17 protein-coding genes and 1 pseudogene are annotated in these 19620 nt (G+C 69.2%); 12 read left to right on the top strand and 6 right to left on the bottom strand.

The window, feature by feature from the left end; all coding sequences use genetic code 11:
- Positions 1–9 precede the first annotated feature (9 nt).
- Positions 10–252 (bottom strand): annotated as a pseudogene (locus tag AB5J50_RS25985) (alkaline phosphatase PhoX); the annotation flags it as partial.
- Positions 253–422: 170 nt separating this feature from the next.
- Here AB5J50_RS25985 and AB5J50_RS25980 point away from each other — a divergent pair.
- From AB5J50_RS25980 to AB5J50_RS25945, 8 genes are all read left to right on the top strand, one after another.
- Entirely contained in the window at positions 423–1982 is a 1560-nt protein-coding gene (locus tag AB5J50_RS25980) for a VWA domain-containing protein (RefSeq protein ID WP_369260694.1), read from the top strand.
- A gap of 194 nt (positions 1983–2176) precedes the next feature.
- Positions 2177–3901: a methionine--tRNA ligase gene (gene metG / locus AB5J50_RS25975; RefSeq protein WP_369260693.1), complete on the top strand. Its 1725-nt coding sequence runs from the start codon at positions 2177–2179 to the stop codon at positions 3899–3901.
- Positions 3902–4140: 239 nt separating this feature from the next.
- Entirely contained in the window at positions 4141–4506 is a 366-nt protein-coding gene (locus tag AB5J50_RS25970; protein ID WP_369260692.1) for a PH domain-containing protein, read from the top strand.
- A gap of 101 nt (positions 4507–4607) precedes the next feature.
- Entirely contained in the window at positions 4608–5006 is a 399-nt protein-coding gene (locus tag AB5J50_RS25965) for a hypothetical protein (protein ID WP_369260691.1), read from the top strand.
- Positions 5007–5018: 12 nt separating this feature from the next.
- A complete protein-coding gene (locus AB5J50_RS25960) occupies positions 5019–7829 on the top strand; it encodes an FG-GAP repeat domain-containing protein (protein ID WP_369260690.1) in 2811 nt (936 codons plus the stop codon).
- Between the two features lie 179 nt (positions 7830–8008).
- A complete protein-coding gene (locus AB5J50_RS25955) occupies positions 8009–8485 on the top strand; it encodes a hypothetical protein (protein WP_369260689.1) in 477 nt (158 codons plus the stop codon).
- Between the two features lie 89 nt (positions 8486–8574).
- Positions 8575–11094, top strand: a complete 2520-nt coding sequence (locus tag AB5J50_RS25950) for an FG-GAP-like repeat-containing protein (protein WP_369260688.1) — start codon at positions 8575–8577, stop codon at positions 11092–11094.
- A gap of 98 nt (positions 11095–11192) precedes the next feature.
- Complete coding sequence (locus tag AB5J50_RS25945) at positions 11193–11906, top strand: hypothetical protein (protein WP_369260687.1); 714 nt, start codon at positions 11193–11195, stop codon at positions 11904–11906.
- A 29-nt stretch (positions 11907–11935) separates the two neighbouring features.
- Here AB5J50_RS25945 and AB5J50_RS25940 read toward each other — a convergent pair whose 3' ends face one another.
- The 4 genes from AB5J50_RS25940 to AB5J50_RS25925 all read right to left on the bottom strand — a co-directional run bounded on the left by AB5J50_RS25940 (position 11936) and on the right by AB5J50_RS25925 (position 14837).
- Positions 11936–13285 carry a polysaccharide lyase family 1 protein gene (locus tag AB5J50_RS25940; RefSeq protein ID WP_369260686.1) on the bottom strand — a complete coding sequence of 450 codons (1350 nt, stop codon included), beginning with the start codon at positions 13283–13285 and terminating at the stop codon, positions 11936–11938.
- A 138-nt stretch (positions 13286–13423) separates the two neighbouring features.
- Positions 13424–13810, bottom strand: a complete 387-nt coding sequence (locus AB5J50_RS25935; protein ID WP_369260685.1) for a hypothetical protein — start codon at positions 13808–13810, stop codon at positions 13424–13426.
- The gene (locus tag AB5J50_RS25930; RefSeq protein WP_369260684.1) at positions 13807–13986 is read right to left on the bottom strand and encodes a DUF397 domain-containing protein; all 180 of its coding nucleotides are present in this window, start codon (positions 13984–13986) and stop codon (positions 13807–13809) included. The genes AB5J50_RS25935 and AB5J50_RS25930 overlap by 4 nt, the downstream gene beginning before the upstream one ends.
- Before the next feature lie 2 nt (positions 13987–13988).
- Positions 13989–14837 (bottom strand): helix-turn-helix domain-containing protein, encoded by an 849-nt coding sequence (locus tag AB5J50_RS25925; protein ID WP_369260683.1) that lies wholly within the window; start codon positions 14835–14837, stop codon positions 13989–13991.
- A gap of 220 nt (positions 14838–15057) precedes the next feature.
- On the opposite strand from AB5J50_RS25925, the gene AB5J50_RS25920 reads away from it, so the two are divergent.
- From AB5J50_RS25920 to AB5J50_RS25905, 4 genes are all read left to right on the top strand, one after another.
- Positions 15058–15486 carry an ATP-binding protein gene (locus tag AB5J50_RS25920; protein WP_369260682.1) on the top strand — a complete coding sequence of 143 codons (429 nt, stop codon included), beginning with the start codon at positions 15058–15060 and terminating at the stop codon, positions 15484–15486.
- 79 nt (positions 15487–15565) lie between these two features.
- Positions 15566–16468, top strand: coding sequence for a hypothetical protein (locus AB5J50_RS25915; protein ID WP_369260681.1), 903 nt, complete (start codon positions 15566–15568; stop codon positions 16466–16468).
- Positions 16465–16908, top strand: coding sequence for a hypothetical protein (locus AB5J50_RS25910; RefSeq protein ID WP_369260680.1), 444 nt, complete (start codon positions 16465–16467; stop codon positions 16906–16908). The genes AB5J50_RS25915 and AB5J50_RS25910 overlap by 4 nt, the downstream gene beginning before the upstream one ends.
- Positions 16909–17067: 159 nt before the next feature.
- On the top strand, positions 17068–18504 hold the full coding sequence (locus AB5J50_RS25905) for a VCBS repeat-containing protein (RefSeq protein ID WP_369260679.1): 1437 nt from the start codon (positions 17068–17070) through the stop codon (positions 18502–18504).
- A gap of 82 nt (positions 18505–18586) precedes the next feature.
- On the opposite strand, the gene AB5J50_RS25900 is transcribed toward AB5J50_RS25905, so the two are convergent.
- Positions 18587–19537 carry an intradiol ring-cleavage dioxygenase gene (locus AB5J50_RS25900; protein ID WP_369260678.1) on the bottom strand — a complete coding sequence of 317 codons (951 nt, stop codon included), beginning with the start codon at positions 19535–19537 and terminating at the stop codon, positions 18587–18589.
- Positions 19538–19620 lie beyond the last annotated feature (83 nt).

Here is a 19620-nt window from a genome sequence, read left to right as displayed (position 1 = left end):
GGGCGGTTGTCACGAGGACGGGGGCGCCCCTTCGGCCAAGGGGCGCCCCGTCCTCGTACGTACCGCCGCTAGATCCCGATGTCGCAGCCGTCCGCGCGCCACACGGCCACCCTCGGGCCGGTCCATCCTGGTGGCGCCGGCCTTGCCACCGGCGAGGCGGGTGAAGACGAAGACCTCGTCGGCGGTCATTCCGTCAACGTGCGAGACGACGCCGCCGGCGGTCGCGGCGACCGGCGGAATCCACTCACCGGCTCTCCCACTCCGGCGAACGAAGGGTGAACCTGCCGAAGCTGTCGGGGTGTTGACACCGTCGCCTTTTCGGTATCCGCCCCTGCCCAAGATCGCCGGCTGCGGCCGTTAACCTTACGTGTCCGTCCTGGCCAGGGATTGACGGGGATCAACTCACGCGAAGGGTTGCGCACATGGGCATTCTCACCGTCTTGCGGAATGCGTTCGGCCGCTCACGCAAGGGTCGTGACACCGACGGGGAGACCTCGCGGGAGGCTTCGACTCCGACGGTTCCGACCGTTCCGGCCCCGGCGACGGAGCCGGACCCGGCCCCCGCACCGGAGGCCGTGGCCGTGACCGAGCCGAAGATTCCGGCCCCGTCGACCGAGCCCGAGCCCCAGCCGTCCGTCGTGGACGAGCTGGTGTCGGCGGCGTTCGACAACGTAACGGTCCCGAAGCCGACGCCCACGCCTCCGGCGGAAACCGTGACGCCGGAACCGGAGCCTGTGGCTGTGGCTGAGGTGGAGCCGGAGCCTGTGGTCGAGTCCGAGCCGGTCGCCGCGGTCGAGCCTGAGCCGGTCGCCGTGGTCGAGCCCGAGCCCGTGGTCGAGGTCGAGGTCGAGGTCGCCCCCGAGCCCGTGGCGGAAGAGACCCCGGCGGCCGAGCAGGAGCCTGAACCGGAGCCGGCCGCCGAGCCCGAGCCGGTCGCGGAAGTCGAGCCCGAGCCGGAACCCGAGCCCGTGGTCGACGTCGAGCCGGTCGCCGAGGTCGAGCCCGTGGTGGCGCCCGAGCCGGTCGCCGTGGTCGAGCCGGAACCCGAGCCCGTGGTCGAGCCGGTCGCCGAGGTCGAGCCCGTCGTGGAGCCCGAGCCGGAGCCCGTCGTCGCCGAGGAGCCCACCCCGGTCGCGGCACAGGCGGACGAGCCGGTGGCCGCCGACGGCGATCAGGCCCCACAGGGGCCACCCGCAGCCGACGACGAGAGCGTCACGGGTGGTGCGGGCGGGAAAGAAGAGCCGGCCGAAGGCGAAGCCGAGGCCGAGGCTGAAGCTGAGACCGAGGCCGAGGTCGAGGTCGAGGCCGAGGCCGACGCCAAGCCCGCCGTCCCCCTCACCCGCCTCAAGACCCGCGCCCCGAGCCTGGTCACCGCGTACAAGGAAGCAGGAACGGCCCTCAAGCAGAGGGACCTCATCGGCACCCGCGCCAAGGTCTACCTCGTCCTGGACCGCTCCGCCTCGATGCGCGCGTACTACAAGGACGGCTCCGCCCAGGCTCTCGGCGAGCAGACCCTCGCCCTCGCCGCCCACCTCGACCCCGAGGCCAAGGTCCAGGTCGTCTTCTTCTCCACCGAACTGGACGGCACCGGCGAGCTCACCCTCACCGAGCACGAGAACAAGATCGACGAGCTGCACGCCTCCCTCGGCCGTATGGGCCGTACGAGCTACCACGCAGCGGTCGAAGAGGTCCTCACCCACCACCAGAAGTCCGGCACCACGGACCCGGCGCTGGTGATCTTCCAGACGGACGGCGCCCCCGACGCCAAGACCCCCGCCACCCAGTCCCTCACGGACGCGGCGAAGGACCACCCCAGCGTCTTCTTCTCCTTCATCGCCTTCGGCGAGCAGGACAACAAGGCCTTCGACTACCTCCGCAAGCTGAAGACCGGGAACACGGCCTTCTTCCACGCGGGCCCGACCCCGCGCGAGCTGATGGACGCCGAGGTCTACGAGGGCGTACTGGAGAACTGGCGCCCGTAACCCCGTAAGCCCTGCAAACCCGTAAACCCCCGAACCCCACAAGAACTGCCGCAGGCCGCCCGCTTCCCACCCCTTAAAACGGGAAGCGGGCGGCCTGCCCATGTCGGCTACGATTTCAAGGTTCACAGACGACGACCCGCCGACCCGAATTCCGACGATCGTCACCCCACGTAGCGACTTGGGAGCAGCCCGCGATGGCTCGACACCTCATCACCAGCGCCCTTCCGTACATCAACGGGATCAAGCACCTGGGCAACATGGTGGGGTCCATGCTCCCGGCGGACGTGTACTCCCGGTACCTCCGCCAGCGCGGCCACGACGTCCTGTACATCTGCGCGACGGACGAACACGGCACCCCGGCCGAGCTGGCGGCGAAGGAGCAGGGTCTCCCCGTCAACGAGTTCTGCGCGCAGGCGCACGACGCGCAGAAGGCGGTCTACGACGGCTTCGAGCTGTCCTTCGACTACTTCGGCCGCAGCTCCAGCCCGCAGAACCGCGAGATCACCCAGCACTTCGCGCGCCGTCTGAACGAGAACGGCTTCATCGAGGAGCGCGCGATCCGCCAGGTGTACTCGCCGGCGGACGGCCGCTTCCTCCCGGACCGCTATGTCGAGGGCACCTGCCCGCACTGCGGCTACGACAAGGCGCGCGGCGACCAGTGCGAGAACTGCACGCGCGTCCTGGACCCGACCGACCTGATCAACCCGCGTTCGGCGATCTCCGGCTCGACGGACCTGGAGGTCCGCGAGACGAAGCACCTCTTCCTGCTCCAGTCGAAGCTCCAGAGCGAGGTCTCGGAGTGGGTGGCGCGCCACGAGCACGAGTGGCCGCAACTGGCCTCGTCCATCGCCCGCAAGTGGCTGACCGAGGGCCTGCACGACCGCGCCATCACCCGTGACCTGGACTGGGGCGTCCCGGTCCCGGCCGACACCTGGCCGGAGCTGGCCGCCGAGGGCAAGGTCTTCTACGTCTGGTTCGACGCCCCGATCGAGTACATCGGCGCGACGAAGGAGTGGTCGGACCTCGACCCGGAGAACCGCGACTGGAAGTCCTGGTGGTACGACGCGGACTCCGGCGAGAACCCGGTCCGCTACACGGAGTTCATGGCGAAGGACAACGTCCCGTTCCACACGGTGATGTTCCCTGCCACGGAGCTCGGTGTACGGGAACCCTGGAAGAAGGTCGACTACGTCAAGGCCTTCAACTGGCTGACGTACTACGGCGGGAAGTTCTCCACGTCCCAGAAGCGCGGTGTCTTCACCGACCACGCGCTGGACATCCTGCCCGCCGACTACTGGCGCTACTTCCTGATCGCCAACGCTCCCGAGTCGGACGACTCGTCCTTCACCTGGGAGCACTTCACGGCCACGGTGAACAAGGACCTCGCCGACACCCTCGGCAACTTCGTCAACCGCGTCCTGTCCTTCTCCAAGAAGCGCTTCGGCGAGGAGGTCCCGGCGGGCGCGGAGGCCGGCGAGGCCGAGGCGAAGCTGGGCGAGGAGATCTCGGGCCTGCTCGCCGAGTACGAGACCCAGATGGAGGCCCTCCAGTTCCGCAAGGCCGCGGCCGCGCTGCGCGCCCTGTGGTCGGCGGGCAACTCCTACCTGGAGGAGAAGGCCCCCTGGCTGGAGATCAAGACCAACCCCGAGGGCGCGGCGCTGACCCTCCGCACGGCGATGAACCTGATCCACCTCTACTCGGTGGTCTCGGAGCCCTTCATCCCGGCCTCCTCCCGCGCGATGCGCGAGGCGTTCGCGCTGCCGTCCGACACGGCGGACTGGGTCTCGGCGGACGAGGCGAAGGCCCTGTCCTCCGTCCCCGCGGGCACCCCGTTCACGGTCCCCCCGGTCCTCTTCGCCAAGATCACGGACGAGGACCTGGAGGCGTACAAGGAGCGCTTCGGCGGCGCCCCGGAGTAACGGCAGTCACGCGACCGAGGGCCCGGGAACGACCAGTTCCCGGGCCCTCGGCGTCAGAACCTCGGAACATCCCTGTCCGGACCCGCCTTGCGGGCGTTCGGCAACAGCGGACCATCTGGAATCCCTTCCCCTCTGTGCGCACCCCCTCCCAGGCTGTATAAATTGCGAAGATCATGTGAAGCCATTGGCTTACTGGGACATGAGTGGACATATGAGTCCACTGAGTGGGGGGTTCATCCATGGCACTTTTCGGAAACGCGAGCACCATCGACCCGGCCGCGGCGCAGAAGGACTACGCGCGCCTGCTGGGTCAGAACGAGCAGGTCCACGCCGCGTACCTGCTGATACGCGACTCCATCCTGCTCACCGACCGCCGCCTCATCCTCGTCGACAAGCAGGGCATCACGGGCAAGAAGGTGGAGTACCACTCCATCCCGTACCGCAGCATCACCCACTTCGCGGTGGAGACCGCCGGCACCTTCGACCTCGACGCCGAGCTCAAGATCTGGATCTCCGGCACCGCGGCCCCCGTCGAGAAGACCTTCACCAAGGGCGTCGACATCTACGAAGTCCAGGCGATCCTTACGCAGTTCGTAGCGAAGTAGCGCCGCGCGCCGCAAACCCTCCCCGCGGGGTCCCCGACAAGCCTTGTTAGCATCCGCTCACTTGTGCGAGGGCGGGGCCCTCGCGGGGAGGGACATTTCACGTGGGCAGACACGCCCTGAGACGGGGCGGTCCGACCGCCCTCGTCTCCGCACTCACGGTCGCCGTAGTGGCCGGAACCATCACCCTGTTCTCCGGCACGCCGGACGGCGGCGGCGCCGCGCAGGCCGCCACCACGGCCGCCGCCACAGCCGCCACCACCGCCGGGACGACGGAGATCGTCCTGGAAGATCCGCGGCTGGACACCCCGCGCAGCGACCGTCTGCTCGCCGCCGGCGAGACAGGATTCCTGCACCGCCAGGCGGGCGTCGCCGGACTCCTGTGGACGGATTACGACGACGGCACCACCGTCACCGTCGAGGGCCCGTCCGGGGTGTACAAGCCGACCACCACCACCTGCTACGACATCAGCATGCGCTGCGCCTCGGGCATGTACGGGTAGGCCGTCGACACCGTGGCACTGCCCCACGCCACCTACGGCGACCCGGTGTCGCTGTGGACGCCGGACGGCAGCGCCCTTCGGACCGTCGACCTGAGCCAGTCGGCCGACTACGTGGGCACGTACGGCAACACGCTCGTCACGGTCGAGTGGAACGGCGTCGTCGATGCCGAACAGCTGGACGGCTACTGGCTGCACCTCGTCGACCTCGTCGACGGCACACAGCGCGACCGCGTGGTGACCGGCTACCCGACCGACGGGTCCTGGGACGTGAGCGCCCCGCGCACCGGCGACGAGAACGGCTTCCTGCTGGCCTACGCCGTCCACGACGAGAACGGTGACGTCGACTCGTACACCGTCAGCTACCTCGACTTCGCCACCGCGCAGTTCACCCCGGTCTTCACCGGCCTTAAGAGCGCGCCGGAGCTCGTCCTCACCGACGACCGCGTCGGCTGGTACACGGCCGCCGCCGGCCTGCACCTCAAGCCCCGCGCCGACCTCACCGCCGAGGAGACGGTCCCGGTGGCCGCCGGGGCCACCACAGGCGGCTACCCCACCCTCGTCGGCGACTGGCTGGCGCTCACCGCGTCCGGGGGCGTCACCGCCGTCTCCCTCACCGACGGCTCCACCCGCGCGCTGCTGACGAAGGCGTACGGCACCCCACTGGCCGCCCCCGACGGCGCCGCCCTCGTCACGGGTGGCACGAGCACGAGCGACTGGTGGATCCAGCGGGTCACCCCGGGCGCGGACGGCTCGCCACAACTGGAGAAGCTGTACAAGGTCGCCCCGTACGAGAACACCAAGACCGGGCTCGCCCTCAGCCGGGGCAGCCTGCGCGTCGCGGAGGACAGCACCACCAGCACCTCCGACACCACCTCGTGGCGCACCATCGGCACCGTCGGCGGCCGGTTGACCGCGTCCCCCGCCACGGAGAGCGGCTCGGTCATCCCCAAATGCCCCTACGCCGGCACCACCTGCTCGGCGATGTGGGGCAACTACGGCAACGGGCCCAGGGACGTCTACCTCGACACGTACTACGACGGCGACGAGGGCGGCAGCGGCCTGGAGGACGCGGACCGGCTGGTCACCATCGGCTACAACCCCCTGGAGTTCCACACCGAGGGCGGCGCGATCGTCGACGTCTCCGACGACTACGCCGTCTACAACTCCGGCGGCTCGGCCCCGATGCAGTACGTCGGTGAGTTCGGCCAGGGCCAGAAGCTGAAGCGCTCCATCCGCGCCGCCGCCCTCGACGGCTCCACCCTGTGGAGTGCCTCCACCGCCGGCAAGCTCACCTCGTACAGCCTGACCGCCGACAAGACCCTCGCCACGGTGACGGTCCCGGGCCTCGCCTGCGTGCCGAGCGAACTCCAGGCGGCGGGCCGCTGGGTCTACTGGGCGTGCGGCACAAACTCGGCGGGCGTGTACGACTCCAAGGCCGGTACGTCCCGCTCGGTCACGCCCGGTGACGTGCTCCTCGGCGACGGTTTCACCGTCCGCCACGACCACGCCACCGACCAGCTGGTCCTGACCGAGGCGGCCACCGGTACCACCCGCGTCATCGCCTCCGGGGTGCCCGACACCGGCCTGGCCGCGGACCGGCGGTACCGCTGGACCGTGGACGAGTACACGGGTCTGGTCGCCTGGATCGGCGCGTACGAGCAGACGCACGTCGCCACCACCGGCGTCGCCCCGTCCGCCGTGACGTCCTTCGAGACGCAGGCCGGCAGCTACGTCGACCCGAACGTGCGTTTCGAGGGCTACTGGCTGCTGTCCCGCCCGGTCACCTCCTGGTCCGTGACCTTCACCTCGGTCCAGAGCGGCGTGAACGGCAAGGCCACGGCCACGGTCACCGGCGGCGCTTCCGCGGCGCGGGTGAGTACGAACTGGTACGGCAAGACGGCGAGCGGGAGTTACTTCCCCAACGGCCACTTCACCTGGACCCTCAAGGCGACGGGCACCGGCACCTCCACCGCGACCACGGTGGCCACCGGCTACGGCTTCCTCACCCGGGGCGCCGCCGTACGCCACGACTTCACCAGCCCCGACGGCCCGGACGGCCGCGGCGACCTGCTGACCCTGAACTCCTCCGGCGGCCTCACCTTCCAGAGCGGCACCGGCACCGGCAAGTTCAACTCGAAGTACACCGGCACCGGCTGGTCCACCACCATCACGGCGATCCCGTTCGGCGACCTGAGCGGCGACCTGAGCGGCGACCTGAGCGGCGACCGCTGCAACGACGTCCTGGTGCGCTACAGCAGCGGGGCGCTCCGGCTCTACAAGCCGGGCTGCGGCAAGGCGGTCACGCCGTCGACGTCGTACACGACCCTCGCCACCAGCGGCTGGACCCAGTACAACGCGCTCACCTCGCCCGGTGACGTGAACGGCGACGGCCGCCCGGACCTCATCGCGCGGGGCGCGACGACCGGGACCGTCTACCTCTACAAGGGCACGAGCGACGGCAAGCTCGCCGCCCGTGTGAAGCTCTACGACAACTGGAAGGGCTACAAGAAGATCGTCGGCGTCGGCGACATCACCGGCGACGGCAAGGCCGACCTGCTCGCCCAGGACACCGCGAACACCCTCTACCGCTACGACGGCAAGGGCGACGGCACCTTCGCCGCCCGCGTGAAGCTGTTCACCGACTGGGGCGGCTCCTACAACGCCGTCGTCGGAGTCGGCGACATCACCGACGACGGCAAGGCCGACCTGGTCTCCCGCGACACCAGCGGCAACCTGTTCCGCAACAGCGGGGACGGCAAGGGTTCGTTCGGTTCGCGTACGACGATCGCGACCGGGTGGGGCGGCTACAAGTCGCTCTCCTGAGGGACCTCACATGCCGTAGGGCGCCCGGGATTTCACGTCCCGGGCGCCCTCGTCGTCGAGCGGGAACCGCAACGCCGAAGCCGACGCCGGCACGAACAGTTTCCGGGCCCTTTTGCAGCAACCGAATCGAGACCGACCCCGGTTCTGGCATGCCCTCATCCACCCGTATGGTTTCCGCCATGGCAGTCCCTCACGTCATCCCGATCGCCTATGAACCGAAGCACCGCACCGAGACCATCGGCCGGTATGCGGACGGTCAGTTCCTGGCGTCGATCACGTACGCCTTCCCCGAAGGCTTCCGTCCCGACGACGGCTGGGAAGAGCACAAACGCCTCTATACCGTGCTCCACACCTTCGACGCCGAGGGCCGCTACCGCGACTCGGAGGTCTGGTGTGCGGGCACCTGGGCGGAACAGCAGCGCGACCCGCACGGCGACGACTCGGTCCTCTCCCGCGCCCGCGTCCACCTGGCGAAGCTGCTGCGCAGCCTGCCCCGCCGCTCCTACACGGACATCGCGATCCGCCCCTTCCAACTCACCGTCGACGGCGTGCTGTTCGGGCTGCTGACCGGGGAGGACGAGGGTGAGGCCTGGGCGGAGCTGTACCCGGACCGGCTCGGCTTCGGCGAGCCGTGGGACGGCACGTACGACACCTGAGCGGCCGAAACATCGCGGCCAAAACCCACTGGTAGCATCCGCTCACTTGTTCGGGGGGAGCAACTCCCCCCATGGGGAGGGGAACTCACGTGGGCCGTAATGCCCTGGGCCGTGGCCGGCTGGCCACGGCCGTAGCCGTCGTAGCGCTCGCCGTCACCGGGGGAGGTGCCCTGCCGCTGGTCGCGGCGGGGACGGCAGCCGCAGCCGCATCCGATCTCAAGCCCTGGCAGGGCGGGAACGAAGTCACCAGCACCACCGACGACACGAAGACGCAGGACGTCGCCATCGCCGGTGACGGCACCGCGGTCACGATCTGGAACCAGGGGGACCTCCAGAACACGACCACGCGGAAGCTGTACGCCGCCGTACGCAAGCCCGGCAGCGGCGTCACCTTCGGCGCGCCGCACGAGCTCGCCGCCACGCCGACCAGTGTCGGCGAGGCCAAGCTGCTGACCACCGCGGACGGCAACGTCACCGCGCTGTGGACCGAGGCCGTGGACAACACCTCGACGGCGCCGAACCGGCTCGTCAGCGCCGTCTACGACGCCGACCAGGGCTCGTGGCGGGAACCGGTCGAGGTCGTCTCGGCCGCCGACCAGGCCGGCTACCTGCACGAGATCGACCTGGCCGAGGGCCCGGACGGTTCACTCACCGCGGTGTGGACCGGGCGTATGGGGGGCAGCGCGGACGACGTGGAGATCAGCGCCGCCGTCCGCGCGGCCGACGGCACCTGGTCCGCCCCGTCCCAGGTCAGCACCCGCTCGGCGGACGCGGCCGAGGCCGTCTACGCGCCGTCCGTCGCGGTCGACACGGCCGGCGTCACCACCGTCGCCTTCTCCCAGTACAAGGCCGGCGCCTCGGTCCGTACGTACACCAGGGCTCCCGGCGGCACGGAGTGGACCGCGTCGGCCGACTTCGCCGACGGCGACGCGGCCCAGCTCGCCGCCGCCGACGACGGTTCGCTCAAGCTCGTGTACAACAAGGGCGGCACCAAGCTGTACTACGCCGAGCACCCCGGCGGCACCACCGAGTGGAGCACCCCCGAGCTGGCCGGCATCGCCGAGGGCGGCGCGGGCACCCCGGAGCCGCTCGTCGAACCGGACGGCGACGTCACCCTCGTATGGACCGCCTGGCGGTCGATGTACTCGCCCGGCACGTTCACCGCCACCCGCACCGACGGCACCTGGTCGGCCAGAGCGCCGTTGTCGGGCACGACGGGGTCGGTGTCCGACCTGGCCGCCGACGCCGCGATCAGCCCGGACGGCACCGTGCGCGCCGTATGGAGCGAGAGCGGCAAGCCGTACACCGCCACCCGCGTCGACGACACCTGGAGCACGGCCGAGCCGCTCGACACCACCACCAAGGGCGATGTGTACGCCCAGGTCGCCGCCGGAGCCGAGGACACGGCCACCGCCGTGTGGTCCGCGTTCACCGACACGGACAACAACGGCACGGCCGACCGCTGGAAGACGTACGGCGGCCTCACCGCCTGGCCCGCCCTGGGCCTCACCAGCGCGACCATCCCCACCACGGCCGCCCTGAAGGGCACCACCTCCTCCAGCACCGCCTGGGCCCCCACCTGGAAGCTCAACCGCCCGTCCGTCTCCTGGAGCCTGACGCTCACGAATACGGCGGGCAAAGTCGTCCGTACGCTGACGGGCACGCCGGCCGACCGCACGGTCACGCCCGCCTGGAACGGCCGTACGACATCCGGCGGCTACGCCCCCAACGGCACCCTCCGCTGGAAGCTCTCCGCCACCGCCGAGGAGGGCGGCACCGCCGTCCAGCTCGACTCGGGCACGCTCACCGTCACCGGCGGCGCGGCCGTCGCCCGTGACTTCGCCGGCAGCGACGGGACCCCCGACGGCAACGGCGACCTGCTGACGATGAACTCCACCGGCACGTTGACCTACCAGCTCGGCAAGCCCGCGACGGGCACCTTCCTGGGGAAGACCAGCGGCAGCGGCTGGGAACCGACCGTGAAGGCGGTGCCCTTCGGCGACCTGAACGGCGACCGCTGCAACGACGTGCTCGTACGGATGACGGACGGTTCGCTGCGCGGCTACAAGCCGGCGTGCGGCAAGCCGCTGACCCCGTCGACGTCGTACACGACGCTGGGTACGGGCTGGTCGGCGTACAACGTCCTCACCTCGCCCGGCGACGTGACGGGCGACGGCCGCGCGGACCTGATCGCGCGGAACTCCTCCACCGGCGCGGTCTACCTCTACAAGGGCACCAGCTCCGGCACGCTCTCGGCCCGCGTGAAGCTGTACTCCGACTGGTCCGGCTACAAGAAGATCGTCGGCGTCGGCGACCTGAACGGCGACGGCATCGGCGACCTGCTCGCCCAGGACAAGTCCAACAACCTGTACCGCTACACGGGCACGGGCTCCGGCACCTTCAAGGCCCGCGTGAAGCTCTTCAGCAACTGGGGCGGTTCGTACAACACGGTCGTCGGCGTGGGCGACCTGACCGGCGACGGCAAGGCCGACCTGGTCTCGCGCGACAGCTCGGGCAACGTGTGGCGCAACAAGGGCACCGGCACCGGTTCCTTCGGCAGCCGTACGCAGATCGCGACGGGCTGGGGGAGCTACAAGTCCCTTTCCTGACCGCCCAGTTGGGCGTGGCCCAGGCGCCTTTGCCTGGGCCACCCTCAGGCACTCCGCTAGCCTTGGCCCACTGAGACGCGAGGGGCTGGGGGGCACGGATGCGCGTACGAAGACACGGGTGGCTGCTGGTGGGCACGGTGCTGCTGGCGTACGCCGCCACGGCCTGCGGGGACACACAGTCGAGCGGCACCGCGGCCGGCCCTTCCGCATCCGCTTCCACCACTCCCTCCGCGTCCGCTCAAGCCCCCTTGTCCGCCGAGGAGTTGAAGTCCCTCGCGATCACGAGTGACGAGGTGCCAGGGAATCGCGGCGTCTCGGCGGACGAGCGTGATCCTTCCGCCGCGGAGGACAACACCTTTCCTCCGGTCTCGGACGCCTCCTGCCAGAAGATGAACGACACCCTCGACGCCGGGACCGCATCGGCCGTCGTCGACCAGATCTTCAACTGGAAGGACGGCATCTTCCCAGGCACCTCCACTCTCGCCTCGTACGACGGTACGGAGGCGAAGGACTCCTTCGCCCGACTCCGCACCGCGCTCAAGACGTGCACCGACTTCACCGGAGTGGGCTACACGGGGAAGTACAAGGCCCACGTCGCGACGGAGAAGATCGCCGGCGTCGGAGACGAGTCGCTCGCCTTCCGGATCACCACCCCGTCGGAGGGCCGTGTGCGCAACCAGCAGCACATCTTCGTACGGGTCGGCCAGGTCACGGTGTACTGCACGATGCTGGACGTGGACCACAGCGCCCACTTCCCGATGAACCTCCTCAGGAAGCAAGTGGATCGCCTGGCCCGCGCCCAGCACACCTGACGTGACTGCTGTTTCAGCTACAGGTTGAGCTACGGGTTCAGAACCCCCGCGCCGGTCGTCGTCGCCAGCTCCGTCGGAAGGTTCTTCGCGGAGGTCTGGAGCCCGGCCTTGAGGCTCGGCGTCCAGTTCACCGTCGTCTTCAGCTTCTTCGAGCTCGCGGCGTTGTACGCGGCGACGAGGTCGGTCGCGGTCCCGTTGACGAGGTTGCCGCTGCCGGCGACCGAGCCGGTGCCGTCACCGCTCAGCAGCTTGGCGATCTTCCCGCCGGCCGGGACCGTCCAGTAGTTGTCCTCGGCGACGACCTGGGCCTTGGCGCGCGAGTTGATCGTGTAGAGAGGCGCGTAGCCGTTGACGGTCGTGGTGTCGAAGTAGTTGTTGTAGATGTGGACCTGGCCGATACGGGCGAGCGGAGCGCGCTGCACGATCCCCTTCCACACGTTGTGGTGGATGGACACATGCAGCTTGCCGGTGCTGTCGGTGTCGCTGCTGCCGATCAGCATCGTCTTGTCGTGGTTGGTGAACTGATTCCGCTCGACGGTCACCAGGTCCGAGCCCTTGGTGATGTCGAGGTCACCGTCGTGGATCTGGTACTCGCGGCCGTAGTACTTCTTGTTGGCGCTGTCGAAGTCCGGCGCGTCGGTGAACGTGTTGTGGTCGGCCCACACATGGGTGGCCGTGCGCAGCGTGACGGCGTCGTACGCGGAGTTCCAGTTGCCGGTGGAACCGTCGGTCGGGTCCCACTGCGGGAAGCAGTCCTCGGTGGCGGCGAAGGTGAGGTTGCGGATGATGACGTTGTCCACGTCCTTCACCTGCAGACTGCCGCCGGTGATCCCGGCCTTGGTGCCCGGCACGCCCACGATGGTGGTGTTGGCCGGCACCTTGAAGACAACGCTCTTCGCCTGCTTGGCCTGCGCGGCGGCGCGGGCGGTCTCCTGCGTGCCCGAGGGCAGCTTGGAACGGCCGTACGTCGACGGGTCGTACGCCTTGAGGTAGGCGTCCAGCGAGTACCCGGTCCCCGAGGAGTAGTCGGAGCAGCTCAGCTTCTTCCCCGAGTCGTCCGTGTTGGCGTCGATGGTGCCCTTGATCTGAATGATCTTCGCGGCCGTGTTGCTGCTGGAGCCGAGCGCCTTCACCAGCTGCGCCCGGGTGCTGACGGTGAACACATGCGCCGAGTCGGCCTGCGAGCCACCGGTCGTCCCGGAACCGGAGGCCGCCCAGCCGTCCTTGGCGGGCAGCGCCTGGTGGGCCAGATCGACGGCACCGGCGTTCGCGTTCATCACAAAGGCGGCAGCGCCGAGTCCGGTGGCCGCGACGGCGGCGGCGCAGACCAGAACGGTGCGGCGGGTGCGGAGGGACCGGCGGTGGGAGGGGGATGCCACGGATGAGTCCTTACGTGGTTGTGGAACACGTGCGTTGCGTGTGAAGCCCTGGCGAACAGGGCTTCTGACTCATCAGTGGTCGCGGCGATCGGAAAGGTTGCCGCGAGTTCCTCTCAACTCGCGGCCGGGACCGAGCGGTTACTTGCCCGCGTCGCGCGGGGGCAGCTCACCGATGTTCGCCACCGGCTGCCCGCCCTTGGGGCAGACCCACACCGGCACCCCCGCTACGACCGTCGCACTCAGCGGGTGACTGTCCGGATGCCGCGGACAGCACGGCCACACGGCCGGCTCCCCCTCCGTCCACAGCGCCTCCACGGCCCAGTCCTGCACCTGATCGGCAAGCCCGGCGAGCCGCTCCGCGGGGCTGTCCCCGGGCCCGAGGCTGACGCCCTGCCCACTCCCGTCGGGAGCCCAGAGCACGGGGCCGTACTCCTCGTGCTCACGGATTTCCGGTTGTACGGAGCTCTGGGCTCGGAGGTCTTGGAGGACGGTTTGGAGGGCTTGAGGGAACTCGTTTTCGGTCATGTGCGGGCTGCCCGTATCCCCTGCAGGAGGGCGGCCAGACTCTCTCGGGAGACGGGGAGTATACGGGCGGGATCGTCGCTCTCCCGGAGGAGCAACTCGCCGCTGGACAGGGCGAGTTCCACGCAGGAAGCCCCGTCCGAACCGCTTGAGAAGGACGACTTCTGCCACTGGATCACGTCTACAGCTCCTTCGCGAGGCGGTGGATGTAGTCCCGCGACTGTGCGGGCTCAAGGGATACCGACTCCACCTTACGGAAGAGTGTTCGTACGGACTGGAGTTGTGCCGCGGCGTCCACAAGGGCCGAGCCGGAGGGCACGTCCTTCTGGACGGTGTCCAGCGCGGGCACGCGCCCGCCCGCGTAGAGCAGCGCCGCACTTGCCCCGGCGAAACCGTCCACGTCGAACGGAATCACTCGCACCGTGACGCCCGGACGTTCCGACTGCCGGAGCACTTCGTCGAGTTGGGCCCGGGCCACTCGTCTGTCCGCCACTCGCGTGCGCAGCACGAACTCGTGCAGCACCGCCGTGTACGGCGCCTCGCCGCCCCTGGCAAGAACCTCCTTGCGGCGCATGCGGTGCTCCACTCTCGGCTCCAGCTCACTCTCCGGAAGCTCCGGACGCCAGTACGCGAAGACCGCACGCGCGTAGTCCTCCGTTTGCAGCGGCCCGGTCACGTGGGCGGTACCGATCTCATCCACGTACGTCGCGTGGTGCTCCAGCTCTGCCAAGTCCAAGAACGGGGGCGGCAGTACGCCCCGGTACGCCTCCCACCATCCCCGCGTACGGTCAGTCGCCATCTCCACCAGCGCATCGATCAACTCGCTGTCCGTGCAGGCGTAATGTGCGGCCAGCCGCCGCACCCGAGCCTCGCTGACTCCGGCAACCCCCGACTCGATCTGGCTCATCGTCACCGAAACCGCCCCGAGCAGCCCGGCCGCCTCTCTGGCCGTCAGGCCGGCTGCCTCCCGCAACTTCCGCAGCTCCCGCCCCAGTCGCTCCTGTCGGGCCGTTGGCTGTTTTCTCGGCACCCGAACCTCCCCGATTCACCACTGTGAGTGATGAGCCTACGACAATGGGTTGCATCGGACTAACTTTAGTCTCTACCGTTGATGACGCGACGCACACGCTGCGGAACCGCCGGGAACCCCGGAAGCGCACCGCCCCGTCACGCCACGACGGCCGCGACATGCCACCTTCCGACAGCCGCCGCGCTCCCCCCAACCCTCTCTCCCTGACCAGGAGTTGACCATGCCCGAAACCGGAGAGCCGACCGACGACCACCCCTGGGACTACACCCTCTCCATCCCCAACGACCCCCGAGCCGTCACGATCTGCCGCCGCACCCTCCGCCTGATCCTCACCCTGCACGGCCTCCCCCACCTCGCGGAGGTGGCCGAACTGGTCGCGACCGAGCTGGTCGCCAACGCCGTACAGCACACCAAGGGGCCGGCGGCCATACGCCTCCGCTGGACCCACGGAGTGCTCCGCATCGGCGTCTGGGACGCGGACCCCACTCCGCCGACCCCCGCCCCGGCATCCACCCTCGCCGAATCCGGCCGAGGCCTCGCCCTCGTACAGGGATGCGCCGACGGCTGGGGCTGGTACCCCCTGGGCGGAGCCCAAGTACCGGGCGGTACGGGCAAGTTCATCTGGTGCGAACTGACTGCGGCGGCGTGAACGTTTTGCCGTCCCCGAAAGAGTGAACGCATGCCCATCGGCCGGTCACCCCGGTCCTTGATCCACCTAGGTTGCGCACATGGTCACATCAGCTCACGAGGGCATGCACCGGATCTTCCAGGAACGGCCCGAGATCCTGACTCCCGTGTTCGGGGTGCTGGGCATCGAGTTACCCGAGAAGGCGGCCGTCTACGCGGTAGCCACCGACGCCACGGAGGCCAAGCCCATGGCCCGGCACATCGACACGGTGCTGCGTGTCGGGCCCTCCGACGGGGACGACTTCCTGCTCGCCGTCGAGGCGCAGGAACGACGAGACCGCAAGAAGGAGTCGAGCTGGCCTTATTACGTCGCCTATCTCCAAGCGAAATACGGCCTGCCCGTACTGCTTCTCGTCGTCTGCCGGGACCGGGCCACCACCAAATGGGCAGCCGGTCCATTCGACTGCGGAGCCCGCGGTTGGACCGCGCAGCGGACGTACCCGCTGGTCGTCGGGCCGGACAACCTCCCGGTGATCGCCGACGAGAGAACCGCGGCCGAGAAGCCCGCGATGGCCGCGTTCTCCGCCCTGGCACACGCCAACAGCCCCGACGTCGACGGCATACTGGACTCACTGGGCCGCGCCCTTGCGGGCATGGACCCGGACGCCGCCAGCTACTTCTACCAGTTCCTGGACAGTGCCCTGGGGGCATCCCCCGCCGGAGACAAATGGAGGAACATCGTGACGTTCGTCAACTACTTCCCCGGCCGGGGCACACTGCTTGAGAAGACCTTCCTCGAAGGTGAGGCGAGGGGAGAGGCCAAGGGCATCCTGCGCGTCCTGGAGGTGCGCAGCCTCCCCATCTCCGACGTCGTCCGCGAACGCATCACCGCATGCACCGACCTCGACCGTCTGAACGACTGGCTCGACCGGGCCGGAACAGTCGCTCACGCGGAGGACCTGTTCTCCGGGGACGGCGACGTCTCGGAGAACGCCACCCCATGAAGCCAGACCTCCCCTTCGACCGGCTGAGCCCGGAACTTCAGGAGAAGCTGAGCGGTCGCATGATGGTCACGGCGTTCTGCATGGCCATCGGCCTGCCCACAGATCAGGCGATCGCCGACCACAACGCCCACCTGAACGAAATCAGCCGACGCGAGTCCCTCGCGCTGCACGAGGTCAGTTATCTGCGTTCCAAGGCAGGTGGCTGGGCCGAGGAATACGCAGAGGGATGGGCCGACGGATTCGCCGAGGGGCGTGCCACGGCGGTGCTCAGGGTCCTGCAGGCCAGGAACGTCCACATCACCGGTAACACCTGGGAACGCGTCACAGACTGCTCGGACTTGGCCACGCTCACCCGGTGGCTGAACCTGGCCTTCACCGTCACCCGTGCCGAGGACCTGTTCGCGGCGGAGCCCGGACACCTACAGGAACCCTCGCCTTGACCGTCAGCGCTACGGCTACAAGTCCCTTTTCTAACCGCCAGGTTGAGCAATGAGTGGAGCGCCCGGAGCACACGGCCCTGGGCGCTTTACAATCCCCGCGTGATGTCGGCGCACGTGTGATGCGCCTGGGGCGGAGGGGCTCACATGACAAGTACTCGCATGACCAGAACCAGAGGCCGGTGGAGAGCCGCGGCGATCGTACTGGCCGGGGTGGTCGGGAGCGCGCTGCTGCCCGCCGCTCCCGCCGCCGCCGTGCACGGGCCTGTGCCCCGCGACTTCAACGGTGACGGGTATCGCGACGCCGTCCTGCCCGCTCCCGGCGTCAACGTGTCCGGCAAGGAAGGCGCCGGTGCGGTCGTCGTGCTGTACGGATCCGCGTCCGGGCTCTCCACGACCCGGCGGAAGACCATCACGCAGAACACCTCCGGAGTACCGGGCACCAGCGAGGCGTACGACGGCTTCGGAACCGCCACCGCCACGGCCGACCTGAACCGCGACGGCTACGCCGACCTTGTGGTCTCGACGCCCTACGAAGACACCCCCCAAGGCGCCGACTCCGGCCTGGTCACGGTCCTGTGGGGCGGCAGCGGCGGGCTGACCAACGGCACGAACCTGCCGACCCCCTCCGACGACCCCGGGTACTTCGGTCTCGACGTCGCCGCACTCAGCAGCGGGCCGGGGTCGGACACCGAGGTCCTGGTCAGCGGGTACGACGGATCCGTCCGATTCCGGGGACCGTTCCGCCGTACCGGCACCTTCGGATCCGCCTCCGTGAACCAGAACACCGCATCCGTCGAGACCGTCGCGCTCGGCGACGTCAACGAGGACCTGTCGCCGGACGAGGCAGTGATCACCTCACGCATGAGCGGGCTGACCGGCGGCGAGATCTACCTGAACCCCGAGTCCGGGGCCGACCGGCCGACCTCCTTGAAGAAGGGCAACGGTCTGGTCGCGGCCTACGGCGACCTCAACGGCGACGGGTACGACGACCTGGTGGTCGGCGACCCGGATGAGCCCGAAGTCGCGGGCGCGGACGGCGCGCCGGGCGGGAGTGTCTCCATCTGGTACGGGTCGGCGGATGGCATCGCGACCGACGCGCAGCCCGTGCGCATCTCCCAGGACACCGCAGGCGTACCCGGCACGAGCGAAAAATACGACGCGTTCGGCGGGTCCGTGGCGGTGGTCGACCTCAACCACGACGATCTTGCCGACATCGTCGTCGGGACCCCGTACGAAAGCCTCGGCGGCGCGAAGCGTGCCGGAATGGTGACCGTGATCCCCGGCCGGGCGTCGGGCGCGCTCGGCACCGGGTCGTACTCCTACACGCAGGACACCTCCGGCATGCCGGGCAGTTCCGAGACCGACGACTTCTTCGGGACCACGGTTTCGGCTGCCGACATCAACCGGGACGGCGAGCCGGAGCTCTTCATCAGCGCATCCGGGGAGAACCTCTCGCTCGGCGCGGTCTGGGTCCTGACCGGCGCCTCCACACGCCCCACGACCACGGGCAGCAAGATGATCCTGCCCTCCTCGGTCGGCCTCGCCCAGAACACCCTGGTCCTGCTGGGCGGCAACGGCCTGCTCAATGTGATCTGAGCAGCAGGACAACCAGGAGAGCATGGAGAAGGGCCCGGAACCGTTCTGGTTCCGGGCCCCTTGTGTCATGTCCGTACGAGGATCAGCTCGCCGAAGCCGACGCGCTCGCCTGCGTATCCGTGCTGTCGTGCGTCTCGTCCGGTGCGACGCCCATGGTCAGGTGGGCGTGGACGCCCTTGGCCATGTGCTTCTTGTCGTACTTGAGGTAGAGCAGCCCGCCCTCGTGCCCGTTCTGGGGGTAGATCGTGTCCTCGTCGAGGGTCGTCCGGGTGGCGGTGTTCGTCGAGTACGGCGCCACCTCGGCGGAGGCCAGCACCGACTCCTCGTCGAAGAACAGCTGGCCCGTGTGGCAGGCGTGGCCGCCCTCGTACCCCGCGTCCGTCCAGGTGCCGTCCACGTGGACCTTCACGTGGATGTGCACGCAGCGGCCCCGGTACCAGCCCGGGAAGACCGTCCTGAAGGTGACGTGACCGTGCCTGTCCGTCCGCCACGTGCCGCGCAGATAGCGCTCGTCGTCGGTCGGCTCCTGGTGGCCGCCGCCTCCACCGCCGGGACCGCCCGACGGGGGCGGTCCGGTGGGCACGTCCGTGGGTGTGGCCGAGGGGTCGCCGGAGGGCGGGGCGCCGCCACCGCCGTTGCCCATGCCCTCGTAGCCCGAGTAGACGCCCAGCGCGGAGCAGTGCCAGATGTCGACGGCGGCGTTCCGTACCGGTCTGCAGGTCTCCGCGTCGATGACCTTGAGCTTGAGGGTGAGGGGGATGCCCTCCTCGTCCTCGGTGATGTCCTGGCGGATCTTGTCCGCGTCGATGTAGTACGGACCCTCGGTGGTCTCCGTGGTCAGGACGTAGCACGCGTCGGTGGGCGTGCCGGTGGGCGCGCCCTCGGGTGCGTCCGCACTCTTGTCGCCCGCGAAGGCGTTCGCGCCCAGGCCGACGGCCAGACCGGCGGCCGCGACCGTCGCACCACCGGCCACGACGACCTTTCGGCGCGTCAATTCCCGTTCTGTCATTGCCTGTTGGGGGGTGTCAGTCATGGCTGAGGAGATTATGAAGTGAACCTGTCAAAGAACTGTGATTCACGGTGATTCATGAGGCACACATGAGAATGGCTCGGAAT

It is taken from the genome of Streptomyces sp. R35 (genome assembly GCF_041053035.1).
Classification (GTDB): domain Bacteria; phylum Actinomycetota; class Actinomycetes; order Streptomycetales; family Streptomycetaceae; genus Streptomyces; species Streptomyces lutosisoli.
This window is presented reverse-complemented; position numbering and strand designations above follow the sequence as displayed.

Excerpts from the sequence above, each read along its gene's own strand:
- AB5J50_RS25980 (WP_369260694.1), top strand. The coding sequence starts at position 423 with ATGGGCATTCTCACCGTCTTGCGGAATGCGTTCGGCCGCTCACGCAAG.
- metG (WP_369260693.1), top strand. The coding sequence starts at position 2,177 with ATGGCTCGACACCTCATCACCAGCGCCCTTCCGTACATCAACGGGATC.
- AB5J50_RS25970 (WP_369260692.1), top strand. The coding sequence starts at position 4,141 with ATGGCACTTTTCGGAAACGCGAGCACCATCGACCCGGCCGCGGCGCAG.
- AB5J50_RS25955 (WP_369260689.1), top strand. The coding sequence starts at position 8,009 with ATGGCAGTCCCTCACGTCATCCCGATCGCCTATGAACCGAAGCACCGC.
- AB5J50_RS25945 (WP_369260687.1), top strand. The coding sequence starts at position 11,193 with ATGCGCGTACGAAGACACGGGTGGCTGCTGGTGGGCACGGTGCTGCTG.
- AB5J50_RS25935 (WP_369260685.1), bottom strand. The coding sequence starts at position 13,810 with ATGACCGAAAACGAGTTCCCTCAAGCCCTCCAAACCGTCCTCCAAGAC.
- AB5J50_RS25920 (WP_369260682.1), top strand. The coding sequence starts at position 15,058 with ATGCCCGAAACCGGAGAGCCGACCGACGACCACCCCTGGGACTACACC.
- AB5J50_RS25915 (WP_369260681.1), top strand. The coding sequence starts at position 15,566 with ATGGTCACATCAGCTCACGAGGGCATGCACCGGATCTTCCAGGAACGG.
- AB5J50_RS25910 (WP_369260680.1), top strand. The coding sequence starts at position 16,465 with ATGAAGCCAGACCTCCCCTTCGACCGGCTGAGCCCGGAACTTCAGGAG.
- AB5J50_RS25905 (WP_369260679.1), top strand. The coding sequence starts at position 17,068 with ATGACCAGAACCAGAGGCCGGTGGAGAGCCGCGGCGATCGTACTGGCC.
- AB5J50_RS25900 (WP_369260678.1), bottom strand. The coding sequence starts at position 19,537 with ATGACTGACACCCCCCAACAGGCAATGACAGAACGGGAATTGACGCGC.